This is a genomic window from Mesorhizobium sp. B2-4-14 (genome assembly GCF_006442155.1).
Lineage (GTDB): Bacteria > Pseudomonadota > Alphaproteobacteria > Rhizobiales > Rhizobiaceae > Mesorhizobium.
In genome coordinates this window covers 215,955-236,558 of the sequence record NZ_VFVA01000002.1, presented here as the reverse complement: position 1 = coordinate 236,558, position 20,604 = coordinate 215,955, and the positions used below count along the sequence as shown (strand labels likewise).

Genomic DNA, 20,604 nt, shown 5'->3' with positions numbered 1-20,604 from the left:
CACCCGGCGGCGGCCGACCGGGCGTTCCTGCATAAAAACACCCAGGCGAGGTCATAATGCCGGCGCCGGCCTTTCCTAAGCATCGGACGATCGGCGAGGGACCTCCATGTGCAAGACGTTAAAAACCGACATCAAGCTTTTTGCCGCTGCCATTGTCGCGGCTATGGTTCTCGGTGCCAATGTCAGCCTGGCCGACATGGTGAGCAGGCTGGGCGTCGCGAGCTGACGCCGACCTGCCGTTGGCGCAATTGATGGTGTGGCAATTTCCAGGAAAACTGCATGGCGGTCTTTTGCGCCCGTATTTTGCGTAAAACAAAAACCAGGCCTCTTTACATTCTCCCAGGGCTCAGGATTTATCCTTTTCCTTAACCCAAGGGAGACAGACATGTCCTTCGAAAACTGGGCCGCTTTCGCCGCCGCGTCGACGATCCTTCTCATCATTCCGGGCCCGACCATCCTGCTGGTCGTGTCCTATGCGCTGGGCCAGGGTTGGCGCACCGCCCTGCCGATGGCCGTTGGCGTGGCGCTGGGTGACTTCACCGCCATGACCTTGTCGATGCTGGGCATTGGCGCCCTGCTGGCCGCTTCGGCTGGTGTCTTCACCATCCTGAAGCTGATCGGCGCCGGCTATCTGATCTATCTCGGCGTGAAACTGTTCCGCGCCGGCGGCGCGCTCAAGGCCGAGCCTCGAAGCGATGCGGTTTCCTCCGCGAGGATGATGGCGCATGCCTGGCTAGTCACCGCGCTCAATCCGAAAAGCATCACCTTTTTCGTCGCCTTCCTGCCGCAGTTCCTCGACCGGCATGCCGACTTCTGGCCTCAGATGCTGACCTTCGAGACGACCTTCCTGGCGCTGGCCTTCACCAATGCGTTCGGCTACGCGCTGGTCGCTTCGCGGGCACGTGCCGTTGTGCGCAATCCCAAGGCGATCCGCATCTTCAACCGCACCGGCGGCACGCTGCTGGTCGGCGCCGGCATCGCCACGATGGCGATGCGTTCGGGCAATTAGAGGTTCGAGCAACCGGGTGACCGCCTGCCGCGACGCTGGGCTTGGCGTGGCCGCTGATCATGCTCTAGGATCGGACCTTATACGGCTCTTGGAAGACGAGGCATGCCAGTCAAGGATGCATTCGGCCTGGCATTTTCAGGCGCGACGGAAGCGGGGTTCACGCTCTACAGCCAGGCGGTGCGCCAATTGCAATGCTTTATCGGCGATCCGGTGGCTGCCGTCGACCGCGCCATCGCGCAGGATCCCGGTTTTGTGATGGCGCATGTCTTCAAGGGCTATCTCTTTGGCCTCGAGCGCGAGGCGATGGCGGTGGCAAGGGCCTGCCATGAGGCGGCGCTGCCACTTGCCGCGACAAAGCGCGAGCAGGCGCATGTCTCGGCCCTCGGCCGCCTCGCCAACGGGCGCTGGCACGAGGCCGCGGGCATTCTTGATGACATCGCCATCGACTTCCCGCTCGACGCGGTGGCGCTGCAGGTCGGGCACCAGATCGACTTCTTCACCGGCAACGCCCGTATGCTGCGTGATCGCATCGCGCGCGCCTTGCCGTCATGGCAAAGCGACATGCCGGGTTACCATGCCATTCTCGGCATGCAGGCCTTCGGGCTGGAGGAGATGGGCGAGTACATACGGGCCGAAAAGCTCGGCCGCACGGCGGTCGAGATCGAGCCGCGCGACGGCTGGGCGCAGCACGCCGTGGCGCATGTCATGGAAATGCAAAGCCGGCAAAGGGATGGCATCGCCTGGATGCGCGCCAATCCGGAAGCATGGACAAGGGAGAGCTTCCTCAAGGTGCACAATTGGTGGCACCTGGCGCTGTTCCACTATGACCTCGGCGATACCGATGAGGTGCTGGCGCTCTATGACGGTCCTATCTACGGCGCGCGATCGATGCTGGCGCTCAACATGGTCGATGCCTCGGCGATCCTGTGGCGGCTTTATCTCGGCGGCGCCGATGTCGGTGACCGCTGGGCAGCGCTGGCCGCCAATTGGGCTCCCAAGGCCGGCGCCGCCAACTACGCCTTCAACGACGCGCATGCGATGATGGCCTTTGTAGGCGCCGGGCTCGACGCGCCGGCCCGGACCCTGCTCGAGGCGCAGCGCGAGGCCATGGCCGGTAATGACGACAATGCCACGTTCACCCGGGATGTCGGCCACCCCTTTACGCTGGGAATCAAGGCGTTCGGCGAAGGCAATTACCCTGAGGCCATAGGCCTGATCCGGCCGATCCGGGCGATCGCCGACCGTTTCGGCGGCAGCCATGCGCAGCGCGACGTCATCGACCTGACGCTGATCGAAGCGGCGCTAAGGGCCGGTGACGGCGCGCTCGCCACGGCGCTCACGGCCGAGCGTTCGATGGCGCGGCCGGACAGTCCGCTGGCGGCGTTGTTTTCGCGGCGCGCGGCCGATTTGTCAGAGAATTGACCCGGAGCGGATCTTGCCTTAGAAACTGGCTCGGCCGGGGTTTTTTCGAGTTCCGAAAAAAATAATGGTGGGAGGAAAACATGTTTCTCGGCATCGATCTGGGCACGTCGGGCGTCAAGGCGCTGCTGATCGATGCCGGACAGACCGTCATCGGCTCCGGCCATGGTTCACTTGACGTCTCGCGGCCGCATCCCGGCTGGTCCGAGCAGGACCCGTCGCACTGGATACGCGCCTGCGAAAACGCGATTGCCGAACTCAAGGCATCCCACCCTAAGCAATTGGCGGCGGCGAAGGGCATCGGCCTGTCGGGCCAGATGCATGGCGCGACCTTGCTCGATGCGGCCGACAAGGTGCTGCGCCCCTGCATCCTGTGGAATGACACGCGCAGCCATGTCGAGGCGGCAGCGCTCGACGCCGATCCGCGCTTCCGCCAGCTCACCGGCAACATCGTTTTCCCTGGCTTCACCGCGCCGAAACTCGCCTGGGTGAAAAACAACGAGCCCGCCGTCTTTGCCAAGGTGGCGAAGGTGTTGCTGCCAAAGGATTTCCTGCGGCTTTGGCTCACTGGCGAACATATTTCGGAAATGTCGGATTCTGCCGGTACCTCCTGGCTCGATGTCGGCAAGCGCCGCTGGTCCGCGGACCTGCTCGCGGCCACCTCTCTTGACGAGAAGCACATGCCGTCTCTTGTCGAGGGCACCGGAAAGGCCGGCGCGTTGCGCGCCGAACTCGCATCGAAATGGGGCGTGGAGGCTGGCATCCCCATTGCCGGAGGCGCCGGCGACAATGCTGCTTCCGCTTGCGGCATGGGCACGGTCGGTGCCGGCCATGCTTTCGTCTCGCTCGGCACGTCGGGCGTGCTGTTCGCCGCCAACGCATCCTATCTGCCGAACCCGGCAAGCGCGGTCCATACCTTCTGCCATGCCCTGCCAAACACCTGGCATCAGATGGGCGTCATCCTGTCAGCGACCGATTCACTCAACTGGTTGTCGGAAATTACCGGCAAAGGGGCGGGCGAGTTGACATCGGAACTCGGCGATGCCCTGAAGGCGCCGAGCGGCGTGTCCTTCCTGCCCTATCTCTCGGGCGAGCGCACGCCGCACAATGATTCCGCCATTCGTGGTTCCTTCACCGGGCTGGCCCATGAATCCAGCCGCGCCGTACTGACGCAGGCGGTGCTCGAAGGCGTCACCTTTGCCTTCCGCGACAGCCTCGAAGCCCTGAAGAAAGCTGGCACCACGCTGACGCGGGTGACGGCGATCGGCGGCGGGTCGCGCTCGCGCTACTGGCTGAAGGCGATTGCCACCGCGCTGCAGATGCCGGTCGATATCCCCGCTGACGGTGATTTCGGCGCCGCCTTCGGCGCCGCCAGGCTTGGATTGATCGCCGCGACCGGCGCCGATCCGCTGGCCGTTTGCTCCGCGCCGAGGACAGATGCCACGATCGAGCCGGATGCCGCTCTCGGCGGCGCTTACGCGGATGCCTATCACCGCTACCGCGCGCTCTATCCGGCAATCAAGGCCGTAACCGCGTGAGCTGGCGCCCACCCAACCATTCTTTTCCGCACGCTGGCGCTGCCCCTCACCTGCCTGCCGGCATCCTCTCCCCGTATAGAGACGGGGAGAGGGGCGCTAGCATCGCCGATTTCGCCAATCGCCATTGTTTCAAGAAGGGTGCCGGAGTTGGGGACAGTCCCCTTCTCCCCGTCACTATACGGGGAGAAGTGCCCGGCAGGGCGATGAGGGGCAGCGCCCATCTTGGCGATTGGTGCGTTCCACCGCACATTCGCGGACTTTCCTCACTGCGCCGGCACCTTGTCGAGGAAGCCGGTAACGCTCCTCAGCCGACCGTTCTCGATGACGCCGATATCGGTACCCTCGACGACGGAGTCCGTGCCTTCGGGGCCAAGGTTCCAGGAGAAGCGGATCTTGTCGGCATAGCCGTCCGGCATGCCCTTCAGCGAGAACCGGAAGCCGGCAAAACGATGCTGCACCCCGTCGATCAGGGCCGCGACGCCGTCATGGCCGTCGCCCTGCATGATCGGATCGCGATAGCTGACATCTTCGGTGAAGGTCGCCTTGAGCAATTCGGCGCGGCGGCCGGCGTCGCTTTCATTCCAGGCGGTGATGTAGCCCTCGGCTATTCTGTTGAGGTCGGTCATGGTCTGTCTCCTTTGTCTGACGGTTTTGACACCAGCCCTTTCGACCAGCCCAGGACCGAAACCAATTACGCCTGAGGTAATCAGGGCGAACTATTCGAGAGAGGACAGGAATTATGAGCAGCGGATTTTTCGGCAACATCCAGAAGATCAAATATGAGGGACCGGATTCGACCAATCCGCTGGCCTACCGGTTCTACAACCCGGACGAAATGGTGGCCGGCAAGCGGCTGGAGGATCATCTGCGCTTTGCCGTCGCCTATTGGCATTCCTTCGCCTGGCCGGGCGGCGATCCGTTCGGCGGCCAGACCTTCGATCGCCCCTGGTTCCCCAAGGCCGGCGGCATCGACACGATGGAATTGGCAAAACTGAAGGCGGACGTCGCCTTCGAGATGTTCTCGCTGCTCGGCACCCCCTATTTCTGCTTCCACGACGCCGATGTGCGGCCGGAGGGCAAGGATTTTTCCGAGAGCGCCGCCCGCCTGGATGAGATCGCCGATTATTTCGCCACCAAGATGAAGCAGACTGGCGTCAAGCTCTTGTGGGGTACGGCGAACCTGTTTTCCAACCGCCGCTTCATGTCTGGTGCCGCCACCAATCCCGATCCGGATGTGTTTGCCTATGCGGCCGCGACGGTGAAAAGCTGCATCGACATCACCAAGCGGCTGAAGGGCGAGAATTATGTGCTGTGGGGCGGCCGCGAAGGCTATGAGACGCTGCTCAACACCGACCTTGCCCGCGAGCAGGAACAGGCCGGCCGCTTCCTCAACCTCGTTGTCGACTACAAGCACAAGATCGGCTTCAAGGGCACCATCCTGATCGAGCCGAAGCCGCAGGAGCCGACAAAACATCAGTATGATTACGATGTCGCGACCGTCTATGGCTTCCTCAAGCGCTTCGGCCTGGAGAAGGAGGTCAAGGTCAATATCGAGCAAGGCCATGCCATCCTTGCCGGCCATTCCTTCGAGCACGAACTGGCGCTGGCCAACGCGCTCGGCATTTTCGGCTCGATCGACATGAACCGCAACGACTACCAGTCCGGCTGGGACACCGACCAGTTCCCCAACAACGTGCCGGAGATGGCGCTTGCCTACTACCAGGTTCTGCAAGGCGGCGGCTTCAAGACCGGCGGCACCAATTTCGACGCCAAGCTGCGTCGCCAGTCGCTCGAGCCGCAGGACCTGCTGATCGCTCATATTGGCGGCATGGACGCCTGCGCGCGCGGCCTCAAGGCGGCGGCGCGCATGGTCGAGGACAAGGCATTGTCGGGACCGTTGGCCGAACGCTACGCCGGCTGGAACAGCGCCGAGGCCAAGGCGATGCTGTCGGGAAAGCGCACGCTTGAGGACATCGCCGAGCGTGTGGTGAAGAAGAAGATCGAGCCGCAGCCGCGCTCCGGCCGCCAGGAGCTGCTGGAGAACATCGTCAACCGCTACGTTTGAGACGTTTGCCAGCCAGCAATCCAGGCCGGCAACCGATCCGTTCGAAAGTTGGCGCGCGGAAATCTTCTGCGCGCCATGCCGAAATCAGGGACAATCTTTTGCCCCGCACCGCCCCTTAATCGCCCCGCTCCTGCCTTCAAATGGTCGTCACGAATCTCGTATAAGAGTGGCTCGTGGCGGGAAGGAAAGGAGGCGAAACGATATGCAGCACGAACGTGAAATCGACGCCCTACTCTCACCTGGCGAGGCTGGTTCGATCATCGATCGGCTGATGGCGCTGCCGCATTCGAAAGACAGCGCCCGCGAGACAAATGAATGGGATCGCGCGGTCGCCGCGCGGCTCGAAACGGCACTGGCCAAGAGCATGCGCTCGCGCATCGTCAGCGAAGGCCGCGACGCCGCCTGATTCTTCGGTTATTTCAGATTCTTCCGCGGTTTGACGAATGGAGACGCTTTCTCCATCCTGCATCGATGATACGCGCGGTGCTCCTGGATATTCTGGGTGTCGTCTACGATGGCGACACCCAGATCGCGGGCGCCGTGGCCGCCGTCGAACACCTGCGCAAGGCTGGCCTGCCGCTTCGCTTTGTCAGCAACACGACACGTTCGCCGCGCGACAGAATCCTCGCACAGCTTGCCGCTCTGGGCGTCCGCGTGAAGGACGAGGAACTGCTGACGCCGGCGCGTGCCGCGGTCGAATGGTTGCGCAGGCACGACCGCCAGCCTCATCTGCTCGTCCATCCAGACCTCGAAGCCGAGTTTTCAGGCCTGGACGGCGGCAATGGCCGCGCTGTCGTCGTCGGTGACGCCGGCGATGCCTTCGACCATGCAAGCCTCAACCGGGCGTTTCGCGAACTCGTTGCCGGCGCCGATTTTCTGGCTCTTGCCACCAACCGCACCTTCAAGGATGCCGACGGCCTGCTCAGCCTCGATGCCGGGGCCTTCGTCGCGGCCCTCGAATTCGCCAGCGGGCGAAGTCCTGTCGTGCTCGGCAAACCGTCACCCGATTTCTTCCTCTCGGCGCTTGCCGGCTTGAATTGCCCGGCCGCCGATGCGATCATGGTTGGCGACGATGCGGAGAGTGATGTCGCCGGCGCCCTGCGCGCCGGGCTTGGCGCGGCGCTGCTCGTGCGAACGGGCAAGTACCGTCCTGGCGACGAAACGCGCTTCGACCCGGCGCCGACGGCACTGGTCGACGACCTCGCCGCCGCGACAGACTGGATACTTAAAGCGCGCCGCGCTGAAACGGATTCAGGCGACGCGCTTTAAGTCTTTGTTTTGTTTTGATGCATGTCGCCCTAAACCGCTGGGCAGTTTTGGGCGACATGCATTGTCAGCCGCGCCGCAGCCTGACCGGCGCTTCACCGAAAGCCCTGGAAAACGCCCTGGAAAATGCGGCTGCGGACGAAAAGCCGGTCCGCCCGGCAATGTCTGCCATCGCGATCCGCGTGTCGACCACCAGCCGTCGTGCGGCACCCAGGCGCAGCCTGAGATAGTAAGCGCCCGGCGTCTCGCCGATCGACTTGCGAAAGATGCTTTCCAGTGTCCGTGCGGTCACGCCGGCGCGCTTGGCGACCGCCTCTATGGTCAGCGGCTGGTCGACATGCGCTTCCATCAGCCGGATGGCTTGCGCCAGACGGGGATCGTAGCCGTCGAGCCGGCCGAGCGAGACCAGCGGTTGGGCATCGGTCGCGGCGCGCGCCTGATCGTAGATGAAGACGCTGGCGACATCGAGCGCCACGGCCATGCCTAGGCGCGTGCGAATGAGATGCAGCATCAGGTCGAAGGTTGGCGAGGCGCCGCCCGAGGTGAAGACCGGCCCGTCGATGACATAGCGGTCCGGACGGACATCGACGCCGGGGAAGGCCGATGAAAAATCTTCCATATCTTCCCAATGGGTGGTGGCGCTGCGCCCTTCCAGCAGGCCGGCACGCGCCACCAGCCATGTGCCGGCCTCGACGCCGCCGCAGGCGCGGGCCGTCCGCGCCGCGCGGCGCAAGCCCGAGAGCAGCGCCGATGTCGCGTAGTTCTGGGTGCCGAAGCCAGCGACGACGACAAGAACGTCGGTTGGTTCGTTTGCATCGAAGCGGCCGCTGACCGCCACCGGCAGGCCGCACGTGGTGACCGGAGCCTCGCCGGTCACCGAGACCAGCTTGAAATCGAACAATGTCTCGCCTGAGATGCGGTTTGCGGCGCGCAGCGGATCGACAGCCGACGCGACGCACATGATGGACGAGCCGGAAAACACCAGCAGCGTCACCTTGAGCGGCGAGCGTTCGGCACGAAAGATATCGGGTTTTTCGCTTTTGATCATGGAAGCTTCGTAAAACGCAAAACAGTTTCCGGCAAGTCGGTCATTGTTGTGGTCTGTTTCTATGGGAGGAGAAATTCCATGCCGCTCGCGATGAACCGTGAGGTCTTCATTACCTGTGCCGTGACCGGGTCCGGCGGTTCGCAGGATCGCAGCCCGCATGTGCCGCGTTCGCCCAAGCAGATCGCCGATTCGGCCATCGACGCGGCCAAGGCGGGTGCTGCCATCGTCCATTGCCATGTCCGCGATCCCGAAACCGGCAAGCCCAGGCGCGACGTGCATCTCTATCGTGAGGTCACCGAGCGCATCCGCGAGGCCAATGTCGACGTGGTGCTGAACCTCACCGCCGGCATGGGCGGCGACATGGTCTTCGGCTCGCCGGAAGCGCCGCTGCCGCTCAACGAAAAGGGCACCGACATGGGCGGCGCCACCAACCGCATGGAACATGTGCGCCAGTGCCTGCCGGAGATCTGCACGCTCGACTGCGGCACCATGAATTTCGCCGAGGCCGACTATGTCATGACCAACACGCCCGGCATGCTGCGCGCCATGGGCGGCATGATGACGGCGCTCGGCGTGAAGCCCGAGATCGAGGCCTTCGACACCGGCCATCTTTGGTTCGCCAAGCAGCTGGTCGAGGAAAAGGTGCTGAACCCCGACGCGCTGGTGCAACTGTGCATGGGCGTGCCGTGGGGCGCGCCAGACGACCTCAACACTTTCATGGCGATGGTCAACAACGTGCCGTCGACCTGGACCTGGTCGGCCTTTTCCATCGGCCGCAACCAGATGGCCTATGCCGCCGCCGCCGTGCTGGCCGGCGGCAACGTCCGCGTCGGCCTGGAAGACAATCTGTGGCTCGACAAGGGCGTGCTGGCGACCAACGCGCAGCTGGTCGAGCGCGCCGCCAGCATCGTCACCAATCTCGGCGCCACGATCCTCGGGCCCGAGGACGTGCGCAAGAAGCTCAACCTGACCAAGCGGGCGCCGATCGCGGCGTGAGCCAGAGCCTGATCCCGAAAAGCCGTAGCCGGCTTTCGGAAAAGACCATGCTCCCAGCAAGCCAACCGGGGAGGCGCAGATGACGACCGTTAAATTCACCGCGATGAAGGATGGCGACAGGGATGACTACGAGTTCCTGACCGCGCATGAGATCGACTATGCCGCCAAGACCGGCGAGCGGCTGCTCGACGTGCTGGTGCAACTCGATGAGGGCCTTTCGGGCTACAAGATCACCCGGCTCGGCCATTCGCTGCAGGCGGCGACACGCGCCTGGCGCGACGGCGCCGACACTGATTGGATCACTTGCGCGCTGCTGCACGACATCGGCGACATCTATGCGCCCTACAATCATGACGAATATGCCGCGTCGATCCTGAAACCCTTCGTGCGCGAGCAATGCACCTGGGTGGTGGAAAAGCACGGCGATTTCCAGCGGCTCTATTATGCCCATCATCTTGGCGGCAACCGCCATGCCCGCGACCGTTTCGCCGGCCATGCCTATTTCGACGACTGCGACCAGTTCTGCGAGCGCTGGGACCAGTCGAGCTTCGACCCCGATTACGAGACGCTGCCGATCGACTTCTTCCGGCCCTTCGTGCTCGAAGTCTTCGCCCGCAAGGCCTACGCCCCATCAGTGATACGCGCCGGCCAGCGCGTGCCGCTCATCGATCCCGAAACAGCCAGGACAAGAACCGGAGCCTCCCTATGAGCATCATCAACAAGGCGGCCGCCATCGGCGGCGGTGTCATCGGCGCCGGCTGGGTCGCGCGCCTGCTGCTCAACGGCATCGACGTGGCGATCTTCGATCCCGATCCCGAGGCGTCGCGCAAGGTCAGCGAAGTGATGAAGGGCGCGCGCCGCGCCTACAAGCAGATGGTGCCCGGTGGCTTGCCCAAGGAAGGCAAGCTGACCTTCGCCAAGACCATCGCCGAGGCGGTGGCAGACGCCGATTTCATCCAGGAAAGCGTGCCGGAACGGCTCGACCTCAAGCACAAGGTGCTGGCCGAGATCGACACCCATGCGCCGGCCAATGCTATTGTCGGCTCCTCCACCTCCGGCATCAAGCCGACCGACATGCAGGTGGCGATGAAGAAGCATCCGGAACGGCTGGTCGTCGGCCACCCGTTCAACCCGGTCTACCTCCTGCCGCTGGTCGAGATCGTCGGCGGCGACCAGACCTTCCCCGAGGCGATCGAGGTCGCCAAGGAGATCTATGCTTCGATCGGCATGAAGCCTGTCGTCATCCGCAAGGAGATTGAGGCCTTCGTCGGCGACCGCCTGCTCGAGGCCGCCTGGCGCGAGGCGCTGTGGCTGATCAAGGATGGCATCTGCACCGTCGAGGAACTCGATGACATCATGCGCTACGGCTTCGGCTTGCGCTGGGCGCAGATGGGCATGTTCCAGGTCTACCGTGTCGCCGGCGGCGAAGCCGGCATGCGCCACTTCATGGCCCAGTTCGGGCCCTGCCTGAAATGGCCATGGACCAAGCTGATGGACGTGCCGGAGTTCAACGACGAGCTGGTCGATATGATCGCCACCCAGTCGGACGACCAGGCGCATGGCCTCTCGATCCGCGAGCTGGAAAAGATTCGCGACGACAATCTGGTCGCCATCATGGATGCGCTGTCGAAGCAGAACAAGGGCAAGGGCTGGGGCGCCGGCGCGTTGCATAAGGACTACACCACGCAGCTCGCCAAGCTGGCGGCGAAGAAGCCGACCGCTTCAAAAGCGGCCGAGAAGGCCAAGGCCTCCAAGCCGGTGAAGAAGGCGGACAAGCCGAAGAACAAGAAGAAGGGCTGAGGCCATGGATTTTGGTCTATCGGAAGAGCAGAAGCTCATCGTCGAGACGACGCGTGCCTTCGTCGAGAATGAGCTTTACCCGCATGAGCGCGAGGTCGAGCGCACCGGCGTTCTGCGCCGCGAGCTCATAGAGGAGCTGAAGGCCAAGGCGATCGAAGCCGGGCTCTATGCCGCCAACATGCCGGCCGATGTCGGCGGCGCGGGCTTGGATACGGTGACCTGGCTGCTCTACGAGAAAGAGCTCGGCCGTGCCAACTATGCGCTGCACTGGACCTGCGTGGCGCGCCCCTCCAACATCCTGCTCGCCGGCACGCCCGAACAGCGCGAAAAATATCTCTTCCCTTGCATCCGTGGCGAGAAATGGGACTGTCTGGCGATGACCGAGCCCGGCGCCGGCTCGGATTTGCGCGGGATGAAGGCGACTGCGGTGCAGGATGGCGACGACTGGGTGCTGAACGGCACTAAGCATTTTATCAGCCACGCCGATCTTGCCGATTTCGCCATCGTCTTCATGGCCTCGGGTGAAGAGGACTCGCCGCGCGGCAAGCGCAAGAAGATCACCGCATTCTTCGTCGACAAGGGCACCAAGGGTTTCACGGTGCGCGACGGCTACCGCAACGTCTCGCATCGCGGCTACACCAACGCCATTCTCGAATTCGACGATTGCCGGCTGCCGGCGAGCCAGGTGCTGGGAGAGGTGCATAAAGGCTTCGACGTTGCTAATTCCTGGCTGGGCGCCACGCGTTTGCAGGTCGGCGCCACCTGTCTCGGCCGTGCCGAGCGGGCGCTTGGCCACGCGGTCGAGTACGCCGCGCAGCGCCAGCAGTTCGGTCAGCAGATCGGCAAGTTCCAGGGCGTGTCGTTCAAGCTCGCCGACATGGCGACCGAACTGAAGGCCGCCGACCTTATGGTGTTCGAGGCTGGCTGGAAGTACGATCAGGGCACTGTCACCGATCAGGACATGGCCATGGCCAAACTGAAAGCCACTGAAATGCTGGCCTATGTTGCCGACGAGGCGATCCAGATCCATGGTGGCATGGGGCTGATGGACGATTTGCCGCTGGAACGCATCTGGCGCGATGCCCGCGTCGAGCGCATCTGGGAAGGCACGTCGGAGATTCAGCGACATATTATTTCGCGGGCGCTGCTGCGTCCGTTCGGCGCTTAGAGCATGATCGTCCAAAGCCGAGATTCGGTTTTGGCTGACAAACGAGATCGTTTGTCCTGGGATCGCGCTCAAACGAAAAGATGACCATGCATAAACTCGAACGTCTCCTGCGCCCAAGATCGATCGCCGTGTTCGGCGGCGTGCAGGCCGCCGCCGTCGTGGCGCAATCGATCAAGATGGGTTTTGCCGGCGAAATCTGGCCGGTGCACCCGACCAAGGACGAGGTTGCCGGACGCAAGGCATATCGTTCGGTGGCGGACCTGCCCGGCGCGCCGGACGCCGCCTTTGTCGGCGTCAACCGGCACCTGACCATCGAGGTGGTCAAGGCACTGGCCGAGCGCGGCGCTGGCGGCGCCGTCTGCTTTGCCGCCGGCTTCCTCGAAACCGAGGCCTATGACGAGGACGGCGAGCGGCTGCAGGCCGAACTGGTCGCCGCAGCAGGCCACATGCCGATCATCGGCCCGAATTGCTATGGCCTGATTAATTATGCCGACGGCGCACTGCTGTGGCCCGACCAGCATGGCGGCATCAGGCTGGCCGAGGGTGGCAAGGGCGTCGCCATCATCACCCAGTCATCCAACATCGCCATCAACATGACGATGCAGAAGCGCGGCCTGCCGATCGCTTTCCTGATGACAGCCGGCAACCAGGCGCAGACAGGCCTTTCGGAAATGGCGCTCGGCCTGATCGAGGACGAGCGCGTCACCTCGCTCGGCCTGCACATCGAGGCTTTCGATTCGGTAGCCGGCTTCGAGAAGCTGGCCGCCCGGGCGCGGGAATTGAAAAAACCGATCATCGCCATGAAGGTCGGCCGCTCCGAACAGGCGCGGCAGGCAACCGTGTCGCACACCGCGTCGCTGGCCGGCTCGGATGCGGCATCCGGCGCCTTCCTGAAGCGCCTCGGCATCGCCCGCGTCGATTCCATCCCCGCCTTCATCGAGGCGCTGAAGCTGCTGCACATCACCGGGCCGCTGCCCGGTTATCGTCTGTCGTCGATGAGCTGCTCGGGCGGCGAGGCGTCGGTCATGGCCGACAGCGCCGAAGGGCGCTGGGTCAACTTTCCGGTTCTGACGGAGCAGCATCGGGCCCATGTGAAATCGACGCTCGGGCCGTTGGTCGCGGTCGCCAATCCGTTGGATTATCACACCTTCATCTGGAATAACGAGCCGGCGATGACCGCCACCTTCACCGCCATGGTGTCGGGCGGTTTCGACTTGAACATGCTGGTGCTGGACTTCCCGCGCCCCGACCGCTGCTCGGTTACGGACTGGTGGGCGACGCTGCGCGCCTTCGAATCGGCGCTGAAGACCAACAAGGCGCATGGCGCGATCGTTTCCTCGCTGCCGGAAAATCTGCCGGAGGAATACACCGCCGAGCTGATGGCGCGCGGCATGGTGCCGTTGTTCGGTATTTCCGAAGCCATGGATGCCGCTCAGGCGGCGGCCTTCATTGGCTGGGCATGGCGGGAGCCGCAGGCGCAGCCGGTCGACACATCGGCGGCGGGCGCCTCCGAGGGCGAGCATGTTACGCCGGACGAGGCCGAGGCGAAGGCGAGGCTGATCAGGGCCGGGCTTCCAGTGCCCAAGGGCGAACGCGCCGGCAATGCCGTCGAGGCGGTGATTTCCTCCATGGCGCTCGGCTTCCCCGTGGCGCTGAAGGCGCTTGGCGTCACCCACAAATCTGAAGTGGGTGCGGTCCGCCTCAACCTCAGGGACGCCGAATCCGTCAGCACGGCGGCGCACGACCTGCTGCCGCTCGGCACCGGCCTCTATGTCGAACGCATGGTGCGCGACGGCGTCGCCGAACTGATCGTCGGCTTCACCCGTGATCCGATGTTCGGCGCGGTGATGACGCTGGGCACCGGCGGCGTGCTGGTCGAACTGTTGCGTGACAGCGTCACGCTGATGCTGCCCGCGACCCGCGACGACATCGAGGCGGCGTTGCGCGGCCTCAAACTGTTCCCGCTGCTCGAAGGCTATCGCGGCCGGCCGAAAGCCGATGTCGTGGCTGCCATCGATGCCATCGCGGGTATCGCCGACTTCGTGCAGAAGAATGCCGGCGAGATCGAGGAACTCGATATCAACCCGCTGATCGTCTGCGTCGAAGGCAAGGGCACCTGGATCGCCGACGCGCTGCTGGTACTGGGAGAAAGCAGGAATGTCTGACGTCATTTCGACCCGCCGCGAAGGCTCGATCCTCGAGGTCACGCTTGACCGGCCCAAGGCCAACGCCATCGACCTGAAAACCTCGCGGCTGATGGGCGAGACCTTCAAGGCGTTCCGCGACGATCCCAGCTTGCGCGTCGCCATCGTCAAGACAGCCGGCGACAAGTTCTTTTGCGCCGGCTGGGATCTGAAGGCGGCTGCCGGCGGCGATGCGGTCGACGGCGATTATGGCGTCGGCGGCTTTGCCGGCTTGCAGGAATTGCGCGACCTCAACAAGCCGGTCATCGCCTGCGTCAACGGCATGGCGGTGGGCGGCGGCTTCGAACTGGCGCTGTCCTGCGACCTCATCTATGCCTCCGACTATTCGTCTTTCGCGCTGCCCGAGATCCGTGCCGGCACGCTGGCCGACGCGGCGACGATCAAGCTGCCGAAGCGCATCCCCTATCATGTCGCCATGGACCTGCTGCTCACCGGTCGCTGGATGGATGTCGCCGAGGCGCATCGCTGGGGTCTGGTCAACGAGGTGCTGCCCAAGGAGAAGCTCGAGGATCGCGTCTGGGAGATCGCGCGGCTGCTGGCCAGCGGCCCGCCGCTGGTCTTCGCCGCGATCAAGGAAACGGCACGGGTGGCGGAAGCCCTGACCTTCCAGGACGCGATGAACAAAGTGACGCGCCGGCAATTGGCGACAGTCGACGCGCTTTACGGTTCGGAAGACAATATGGAAGGTTTCCGCGCATTTGCCGAGAAGCGGGAGCCGGTGTGGAAGGGGAGGTAGTTGAAATGGCGCCCGGTCGCACCCCCCCTCTGCCCTACCGGGCATCTCCCCCTCAAGAGGGGAGATTGGCAGCTTCGGGTTCAGCACTCTTTCGGCAACGTAGAAAACTGGCAAAAGCCGTCGCGTCATCTGATCTCCCCCCTGGGGGAGATGTCCGGCAGGACAGAGGCGGGTGTCTGGGCTCGACCTTCGAAGTCGGTTGAGCTGACATGACCGATTACAAAGCCCTCATCGACGCCGAGACCTGGGCCTTCATCGAGCGGACCAATTCCTACTACCCGCCCGATACGATCGACTACACTATCGCGCAGCAGCGCGAGATCTATGATCGCATGTGCCGGGAATTCTTTGCCGGCTATCCAGAGGGCGTCACGGCCGAAACATTGGCCATTACAACGCCCGAGCACAATATCTCGATCCGCATCTATCGCAATGGAGCCCCGCAGAAGACAGCGACGGTGCTCTACATCCATGGCGGCGGCTTCATCCTCGGCGGGCTGGACAGCCATGACGATGTCTGCGCCGAGCTTTGCGCCCGCACCGGCTACGAGGTTGTCTCCGTCGATTACCGGCTGGCGCCGGAGCACCTGCATCCGGCTGCCTTCGACGACGCCATGAGTGCCTTCGAATGGGCTGCCGCCACCTATGTCAGTCCTATCCTGCTTTGCGGCGACAGCGCCGGTGGCAATCTCTGTGCCGCGGTCAGCCATGCCACGCGCGGCCACGCGAAAAGGCCGGTCGGCCAGGTGCTGATCTATCCCGGGCTCGGCGGCGACCGCTCGCACGGTTCCTATGTCACGCACGCAGAAGCGCCGATGCTGACCATGCGCGATCTCGAATTCTACAAGCATATCCGCACCGGCGGCGGGGACCAGACCGGCGACATAACGCTGTCGCCGCTGGCAGACGCCGACTTCGCCAACCTGCCGCCGACGGTGCTGATTACCGCTGAGTGCGACCCGCTGTCGTCGGACGGCGAGGCCTATCGCGACCGGGTCATCGCAGCAGGCGGACGGGCCGTCTGGATCGAGGAAAAGGGTCTGGTACACGGCTATCTCAGAGCCCGGCACACGGTGGGGCGCGCCCGCGCCAGCTTCACCCGCATTGTCGACGCGGCAGCTGCCCTCGGGGAGGGTGCCTGGCCCTGGTGAGCGATTTTCGTCCGCCGAGGCATTGTCCGGCAGGACATATGCGCCAGGCCGCCATCGCCCCGCCCTATGCCACCGAACGTCCCGCCGCCCGGCCAGCACTGCGGCCGGAAAAGATGCAGCCGCCGAGAAATGTGCCTTCGAGCGCCGCATAGCCATGCATGCCGCCGCCGCCGAAGCCGGCGGCCTCGCCCACGGCATAAAGTCCCGCAACTGGCTGGCCGTCGGCGCCAAGCACCCGGCTGTCGAGATCGGTCTGCAGGCCGCCAAGCGTCTTACGGGTCAGGATATTGAGACGCACCGCGATCAGCGGGCCATTCGCAGGGTCGAGCATCTTGTGCGGCTTGGCCGTGCGGATCAGCCGGTCGCCGAGATAGGCGCGGGCGGCGCGCAGCGCGGTGACCTGCATATCCTTGGAGAACGGGTTGTCGAGTTGCCGGTCGCGGGCACGGATCTCGCGCTCGACTTGCGCGGCGTCCAGCAGCGGCTCGCCGCCGGCCAGCACATTCATGCGCGCCACCAGTTTCGAAAGGTCGGCTTCGACGATGAAATCCTCGCCCTTCTCCATGAAGGCTTTCACCGGCCCCGGAATGCCTGAGGTCGCGCGGCCAAGCACCTGGCGCCAACTTTTTCCGGTCAGGTCCGGGTTCTGTTCGGAACCCGACAGCGCGAACTCCTTCTGGATGATCTTCCTGGTCAGTATGAACCAGGAATAGTCGAAGCCGGTGCTCATGATGTGGCTGAGCGTGCCCAGCGTATCGAAGCCGGGATAGAGCGGCACCGGCAGGCGCTTGCCGCGCGCATCGAGCCACAGCGAGGACGGGCCGGGCAGGATGCGGATCGCATGATCGGTCCAGATCGGCGCCCAATTCCTGATGCCCTCGACATAGTGCCACATGCGGTCGCCGTTGATGATCGAGCCGCCCGCCTGTTCCGTGATCGCCAGCATGCGGCCATCGACATGGTCGGGCACGCCGGTGATCATGCGCTTCGGCGCCGAGCCCAGCCGCTGCGGCCAGTTTTCCCGCACCAGCTGATGGTTACCGCCGATGCCGCCGGAAGCGACGATCACCGCTTGCGCGTGAAGCTCGAAATCGCCTGATATTTCGCGCGAACTCTTGTGGCCGCGCTCGACGGTGCTCGGCTCGAGGATGTCGCCGCGCACGCCGTCGACAACCGCGCCGGTGCGGGTCAGTTCGTTGACCCGGTGACGGAACTTGAGGCTGATCAATCCACGCTTCTGCGCCTCGCGCACGCGCTGTACGAACGGTTCGAGCACGCCGGGGCCGGTGCCCCAGGTGATGTGAAAGCGCGGCACGGAATTGCCGTGGCCGATGGCATTGCCGCCGCCGCGTTCGGCCCAGCCAACCACGGGAAAAAACTTCAGACCGCGCTCAATCAGCCAGGAGCGCTTTTCACCAGCAGCGAAGCCGATATACGCCTCGGCCCATTTGCGCGGCCAGAAATCTTCCGGCCGGTCGAAAGCGGCGGTGCCCATCCAGTCCTCGAGCGCGAGGTCATGGGAATCACGGATGCGCATGCGCCGCTGTTCGGGCGAGTCGACCAGGAAAAGCCCGCCGAAAGACCAGAATGCCTGCCCGCCCAGCGACTGCTCCGGCTCCTGGTCGACGATGATGACTTTCTTGCCGGCCTCGGCAAGCTCGGCGGCGGCAACCAGCCCGGCAAGGCCGGCGCCGACAATGATCACGTCCGCGTCGTCAGCCATTTTCCCTCCAGAATTAGCCGGCTAACGCAATTCCAGGAAAAGTATAAGCGGTTTTCCGTCCGGAATTGCGTCGAACAAAGAGTCAGACGGTCTCCCAGCCATCCTTGCCGCCGGCGCGGAAGATGGCGTCGATGACCTTCTGGTTGAGCACCGATTCCTCCAGCGTGAAGACACGCTCCTTGCCGCCAAGCGCTGCGCGCGCGAAGGTCTCGACCTCCAGCCTGTACTGCTGCGTGCCGGGGAAGCGGAACACCTGTGCCTCGGTGTGGTTCTGGTTGTGCAGCTCGACGCGGTGATGGTCGTAGAGCCCGGCGTTGAACGGGGAAAACACTTCGATGAAGCCTTTCTCGCCGTGAAATACCATCACCTGGCGCGCAGCCATCTGCGTCGACAGATAGAAGGACAGTTCGAAGTCACCGAAATCGGCACGGATCGAGGAATAGATGTCGGTGCCGAATTTTTTGTCGCGTTCGATCGTCGCCTGCACGCGCAGCGGCTCCTTGCCGGTTGAGAAGCGCGTCGACACCGTCGGATAGACGCCGATATCGGGCAGCGCGCCGCCGCCGAGATCGAGCTGGTTGCGCATGTTGTTGGGGTCGACATTGTAATAGGAAAACGCGCCCTGCACGTGGCGCAGCCGGCCGATGGCACCGCCGGCGATGAGATCGCGAACCTTGATCCACTGCGGATGGTAGATGACCATGAAGGCCTCGCAGACCAGCACCTTCTTCTGGTCGCGCAGCTTGATCAGCGGCAGGATGTCCTTGGCGTCGAGTGCCAGCGGCTTTTCGACCAGCACATGCTTGCCGGCTTCGATGGCCTTGGCCGTCCATTCGACATGCTGCGATGTCGGCAGCGGGATGTAGACGCCGTCGACCTCATTGGAGGCGAGCAGTTCCTCATAAGAGCCAAACGCATGCCGCGCGCCGAAACGCTCGCCCAATGCCTTGGCCCTTGACAGGTCGCGGCTCGCAATCGCCGACAACACGCCATTCTCCGCCTCGACGATTGCCGGCAACAACTGCTCGCGGCCGATCTTGGCCGTCGACAACACACCCCATCGGAACATCGCGCTTCTCCCTATCGGTTACATCGACGGAGGTGTGCCCCAATTCCGGAGAAAAGCCAATCGCAGACGCGGGTCACAAAGCGCCTTCGTCATCCTCGGGTCTGCGCCGCGTCGCTTCGCTCCTTGCTTCGCCCTAGGATGATGAACCCAAGCAGGCGGGCTTGGAACTAGCCTCTCTTGCCCGTCAGCGTCATGTTGAAATCGACGACGTTGGAGTAGAGCGGCGTGCCGACATCCATGCCGTAGCGCGACCTCAGCACCTTGCCGGTGACATGGAATTTTATCGTACCGGCCTTCAACCCATCGAGTTCGGCGGTGAACTTTTCCGGAAACGTCTTGCCGCGCGCCGTCAGCCTGCCTGTGACAAGGGCTGATGTGTCGCCGGTGCGGGTCACGCTGGTCGAGTGGAACTGGATCTCCGGGCTGTTGGCCGCATCGAACACCGCGTCGGAGCGCAGGAAGGCATCGATGCGGCCCTGGCCGGTGCCGACGCTTTCCGGATAGATGATGAGGTCGACTTTCGAGCGCCCGACGTCACCATTGTCGATGCGGATCGTGCCTTTGAAGCGGGCGAAGGCGCCATCGAAGCCGCCGCCACCGGCCTTGCCTATGGTGAAGCGGATGCTGGAGCCTGCCGGAACGATCGTGTAGCTGCCCGCGGCGTCGCTCAGCGCCACCGCGGCAGTGGCGGGCACGGCTAGGCATGCGGCAAAAGCCGCGAATCCAAGGATGCGCGCATGCATGGGATTGTTCCTTTCCTGGAGGTTACGCGTTTCGCGTCCTCACCCCACAAACGCGCGAACCGCCCGTACTATTCCCTGCCTGACGAAGGTGTGATCATGCGCGTGAGCACACTGTCGCGCAGCAGGAAGTGGTGGCGCAGGGCGGCGGCGACATGCAGTGCCACCAGCGCGATGCCGGCATAAGCGAGATACCAGTGCGTTGCCGCCCAGAAGCTCTCCGCAGCGTCGGACTCCGCCAAAGGCAGATCGGGCATCACGAACAGGTTGAACGGCATGGTCGGGATTTCCAGCGTCGAGACCGAAACCAGCGCCCAGCCCGACAGGGGCAAGGCGATCTGGAAGGCATAGAGCGCGAAATGCGCGAGCGGCGCCGTGCGCCGCTCCAGGGCGCCGACCGAAGGCGGCAAGGGCGGTGCCGCATTGCCGAGCCGCCAGCCGATGCGCAGGATGACGAGGCCCAGCAGCAGGAAGCCCAGGGATTTGTGCAACTGGATGAGTTCGAAGGCCGTTCGCTGGCTCTGGGTCCTCACCATCACGAAGCCGAGCACGAACTGGCCGATGAAGATGATCCCGATCAGCCAGTGGAGGATGATCGTTGTCCAGCCATATCGGGTCGCGCTGTTGGTGATTGAAAACTGCATGGGACATAAACGAATAGCAGTGTGCGTT

The 20,604-nt window shown here is 63.8% G+C and carries 19 protein-coding genes; 13 read left to right on the top strand and 6 right to left on the bottom strand.

The features are described from left to right. The first annotated feature begins 385 nt into the window (after positions 1-385). The 3 genes from FJ938_RS02795 (at position 386) to xylB (ending at position 3,966) form a co-directional block, all read left to right on the top strand. Complete coding sequence (locus FJ938_RS02795) at positions 386-1,009, top strand: LysE family translocator (protein WP_140606648.1); 624 nt, start codon at positions 386-388, stop codon at positions 1,007-1,009. A 102-nt stretch (positions 1,010-1,111) separates the two neighbouring features. Beyond that, the gene (locus tag FJ938_RS02790; RefSeq protein ID WP_140690870.1) at positions 1,112-2,431 is read left to right on the top strand and encodes a tetratricopeptide repeat protein; all 1,320 of its coding nucleotides are present in this window, start codon (positions 1,112-1,114) and stop codon (positions 2,429-2,431) included. A gap of 80 nt (positions 2,432-2,511) precedes the next feature. Then, positions 2,512-3,966: a xylulokinase gene (gene xylB, locus FJ938_RS02785; RefSeq protein WP_140606650.1), complete on the top strand. Its 1,455-nt coding sequence runs from the start codon at positions 2,512-2,514 to the stop codon at positions 3,964-3,966. Between the two features lie 263 nt (positions 3,967-4,229). Here xylB and FJ938_RS02775 read toward each other — a convergent pair whose 3' ends face one another. Then, positions 4,230-4,592 carry a nuclear transport factor 2 family protein gene (locus FJ938_RS02775; protein WP_140606651.1) on the bottom strand — a complete coding sequence of 121 codons (363 nt, stop codon included), beginning with the start codon at positions 4,590-4,592 and terminating at the stop codon, positions 4,230-4,232. A gap of 113 nt (positions 4,593-4,705) precedes the next feature. On the opposite strand from FJ938_RS02775, the gene xylA reads away from it, so the two are divergent. From xylA to FJ938_RS02760, 3 genes are all read left to right on the top strand, one after another. Continuing rightward, on the top strand, positions 4,706-6,031 hold the full coding sequence (gene xylA / locus FJ938_RS02770; RefSeq protein ID WP_140606652.1) for a xylose isomerase: 1,326 nt from the start codon (positions 4,706-4,708) through the stop codon (positions 6,029-6,031). Between the two features lie 202 nt (positions 6,032-6,233). Next, positions 6,234-6,437 (top strand): hypothetical protein, encoded by a 204-nt coding sequence (locus FJ938_RS02765; RefSeq protein WP_140690867.1) that lies wholly within the window; start codon positions 6,234-6,236, stop codon positions 6,435-6,437. A gap of 65 nt (positions 6,438-6,502) precedes the next feature. Then, on the top strand, positions 6,503-7,300 hold the full coding sequence (locus FJ938_RS02760) for a TIGR01458 family HAD-type hydrolase (protein WP_140690865.1): 798 nt from the start codon (positions 6,503-6,505) through the stop codon (positions 7,298-7,300). Positions 7,301-7,364: 64 nt separating this feature from the next. Here FJ938_RS02760 and FJ938_RS02755 read toward each other — a convergent pair whose 3' ends face one another. After that, on the bottom strand, positions 7,365-8,345 hold the full coding sequence (locus tag FJ938_RS02755; protein WP_140690863.1) for a GlxA family transcriptional regulator: 981 nt from the start codon (positions 8,343-8,345) through the stop codon (positions 7,365-7,367). A gap of 78 nt (positions 8,346-8,423) precedes the next feature. On the opposite strand from FJ938_RS02755, the gene FJ938_RS02750 reads away from it, so the two are divergent. From FJ938_RS02750 to FJ938_RS02720, 7 genes are all read left to right on the top strand, one after another. Then, the gene (locus FJ938_RS02750) at positions 8,424-9,341 is read left to right on the top strand and encodes a 3-keto-5-aminohexanoate cleavage protein (protein ID WP_140690861.1); all 918 of its coding nucleotides are present in this window, start codon (positions 8,424-8,426) and stop codon (positions 9,339-9,341) included. Positions 9,342-9,420: 79 nt separating this feature from the next. Then, complete coding sequence (locus FJ938_RS02745; RefSeq protein ID WP_140690859.1) at positions 9,421-10,050, top strand: HD domain-containing protein; 630 nt, start codon at positions 9,421-9,423, stop codon at positions 10,048-10,050. Further along, on the top strand, positions 10,047-11,141 hold the full coding sequence (locus FJ938_RS02740; protein ID WP_140690857.1) for a carnitine 3-dehydrogenase: 1,095 nt from the start codon (positions 10,047-10,049) through the stop codon (positions 11,139-11,141). Before FJ938_RS02745 ends, FJ938_RS02740 begins: the two co-directional genes overlap by 4 nt. Positions 11,142-11,145: 4 nt before the next feature. After that, positions 11,146-12,309, top strand: coding sequence for an acyl-CoA dehydrogenase (locus tag FJ938_RS02735; protein ID WP_140491110.1), 1,164 nt, complete (start codon positions 11,146-11,148; stop codon positions 12,307-12,309). A gap of 86 nt (positions 12,310-12,395) precedes the next feature. After that, entirely contained in the window at positions 12,396-14,474 is a 2,079-nt protein-coding gene (locus tag FJ938_RS02730; protein WP_140690855.1) for an acetate--CoA ligase family protein, read from the top strand. Then, entirely contained in the window at positions 14,467-15,249 is a 783-nt protein-coding gene (locus FJ938_RS02725) for a carnitinyl-CoA dehydratase (RefSeq protein WP_140690852.1), read from the top strand. Before FJ938_RS02730 ends, FJ938_RS02725 begins: the two co-directional genes overlap by 8 nt. 209 nt (positions 15,250-15,458) lie before the next feature. Continuing rightward, a complete protein-coding gene (locus FJ938_RS02720; protein ID WP_140690849.1) occupies positions 15,459-16,400 on the top strand; it encodes an alpha/beta hydrolase in 942 nt (313 codons plus the stop codon). Between the two features lie 64 nt (positions 16,401-16,464). Here the strand turns inward: FJ938_RS02720 and FJ938_RS02715 are convergent, their stop codons facing one another. The 4 genes from FJ938_RS02715 to FJ938_RS02700 all read right to left on the bottom strand — a co-directional run bounded on the left by FJ938_RS02715 (position 16,465) and on the right by FJ938_RS02700 (position 20,576). Beyond that, positions 16,465-18,123, bottom strand: coding sequence for an FAD-binding dehydrogenase (locus tag FJ938_RS02715; protein ID WP_140690846.1), 1,659 nt, complete (start codon positions 18,121-18,123; stop codon positions 16,465-16,467). A gap of 82 nt (positions 18,124-18,205) precedes the next feature. Next, positions 18,206-19,192, bottom strand: a complete 987-nt coding sequence (locus tag FJ938_RS02710) for a Gfo/Idh/MocA family oxidoreductase (protein ID WP_140606665.1) — start codon at positions 19,190-19,192, stop codon at positions 18,206-18,208. A gap of 167 nt (positions 19,193-19,359) precedes the next feature. Then, on the bottom strand, positions 19,360-19,935 hold the full coding sequence (locus FJ938_RS02705) for a YceI family protein (RefSeq protein WP_140606666.1): 576 nt from the start codon (positions 19,933-19,935) through the stop codon (positions 19,360-19,362). 68 nt (positions 19,936-20,003) lie between these two features. Next, complete coding sequence (locus tag FJ938_RS02700) at positions 20,004-20,576, bottom strand: cytochrome b (RefSeq protein ID WP_140606667.1); 573 nt, start codon at positions 20,574-20,576, stop codon at positions 20,004-20,006. Positions 20,577-20,604 lie beyond the last annotated feature (28 nt).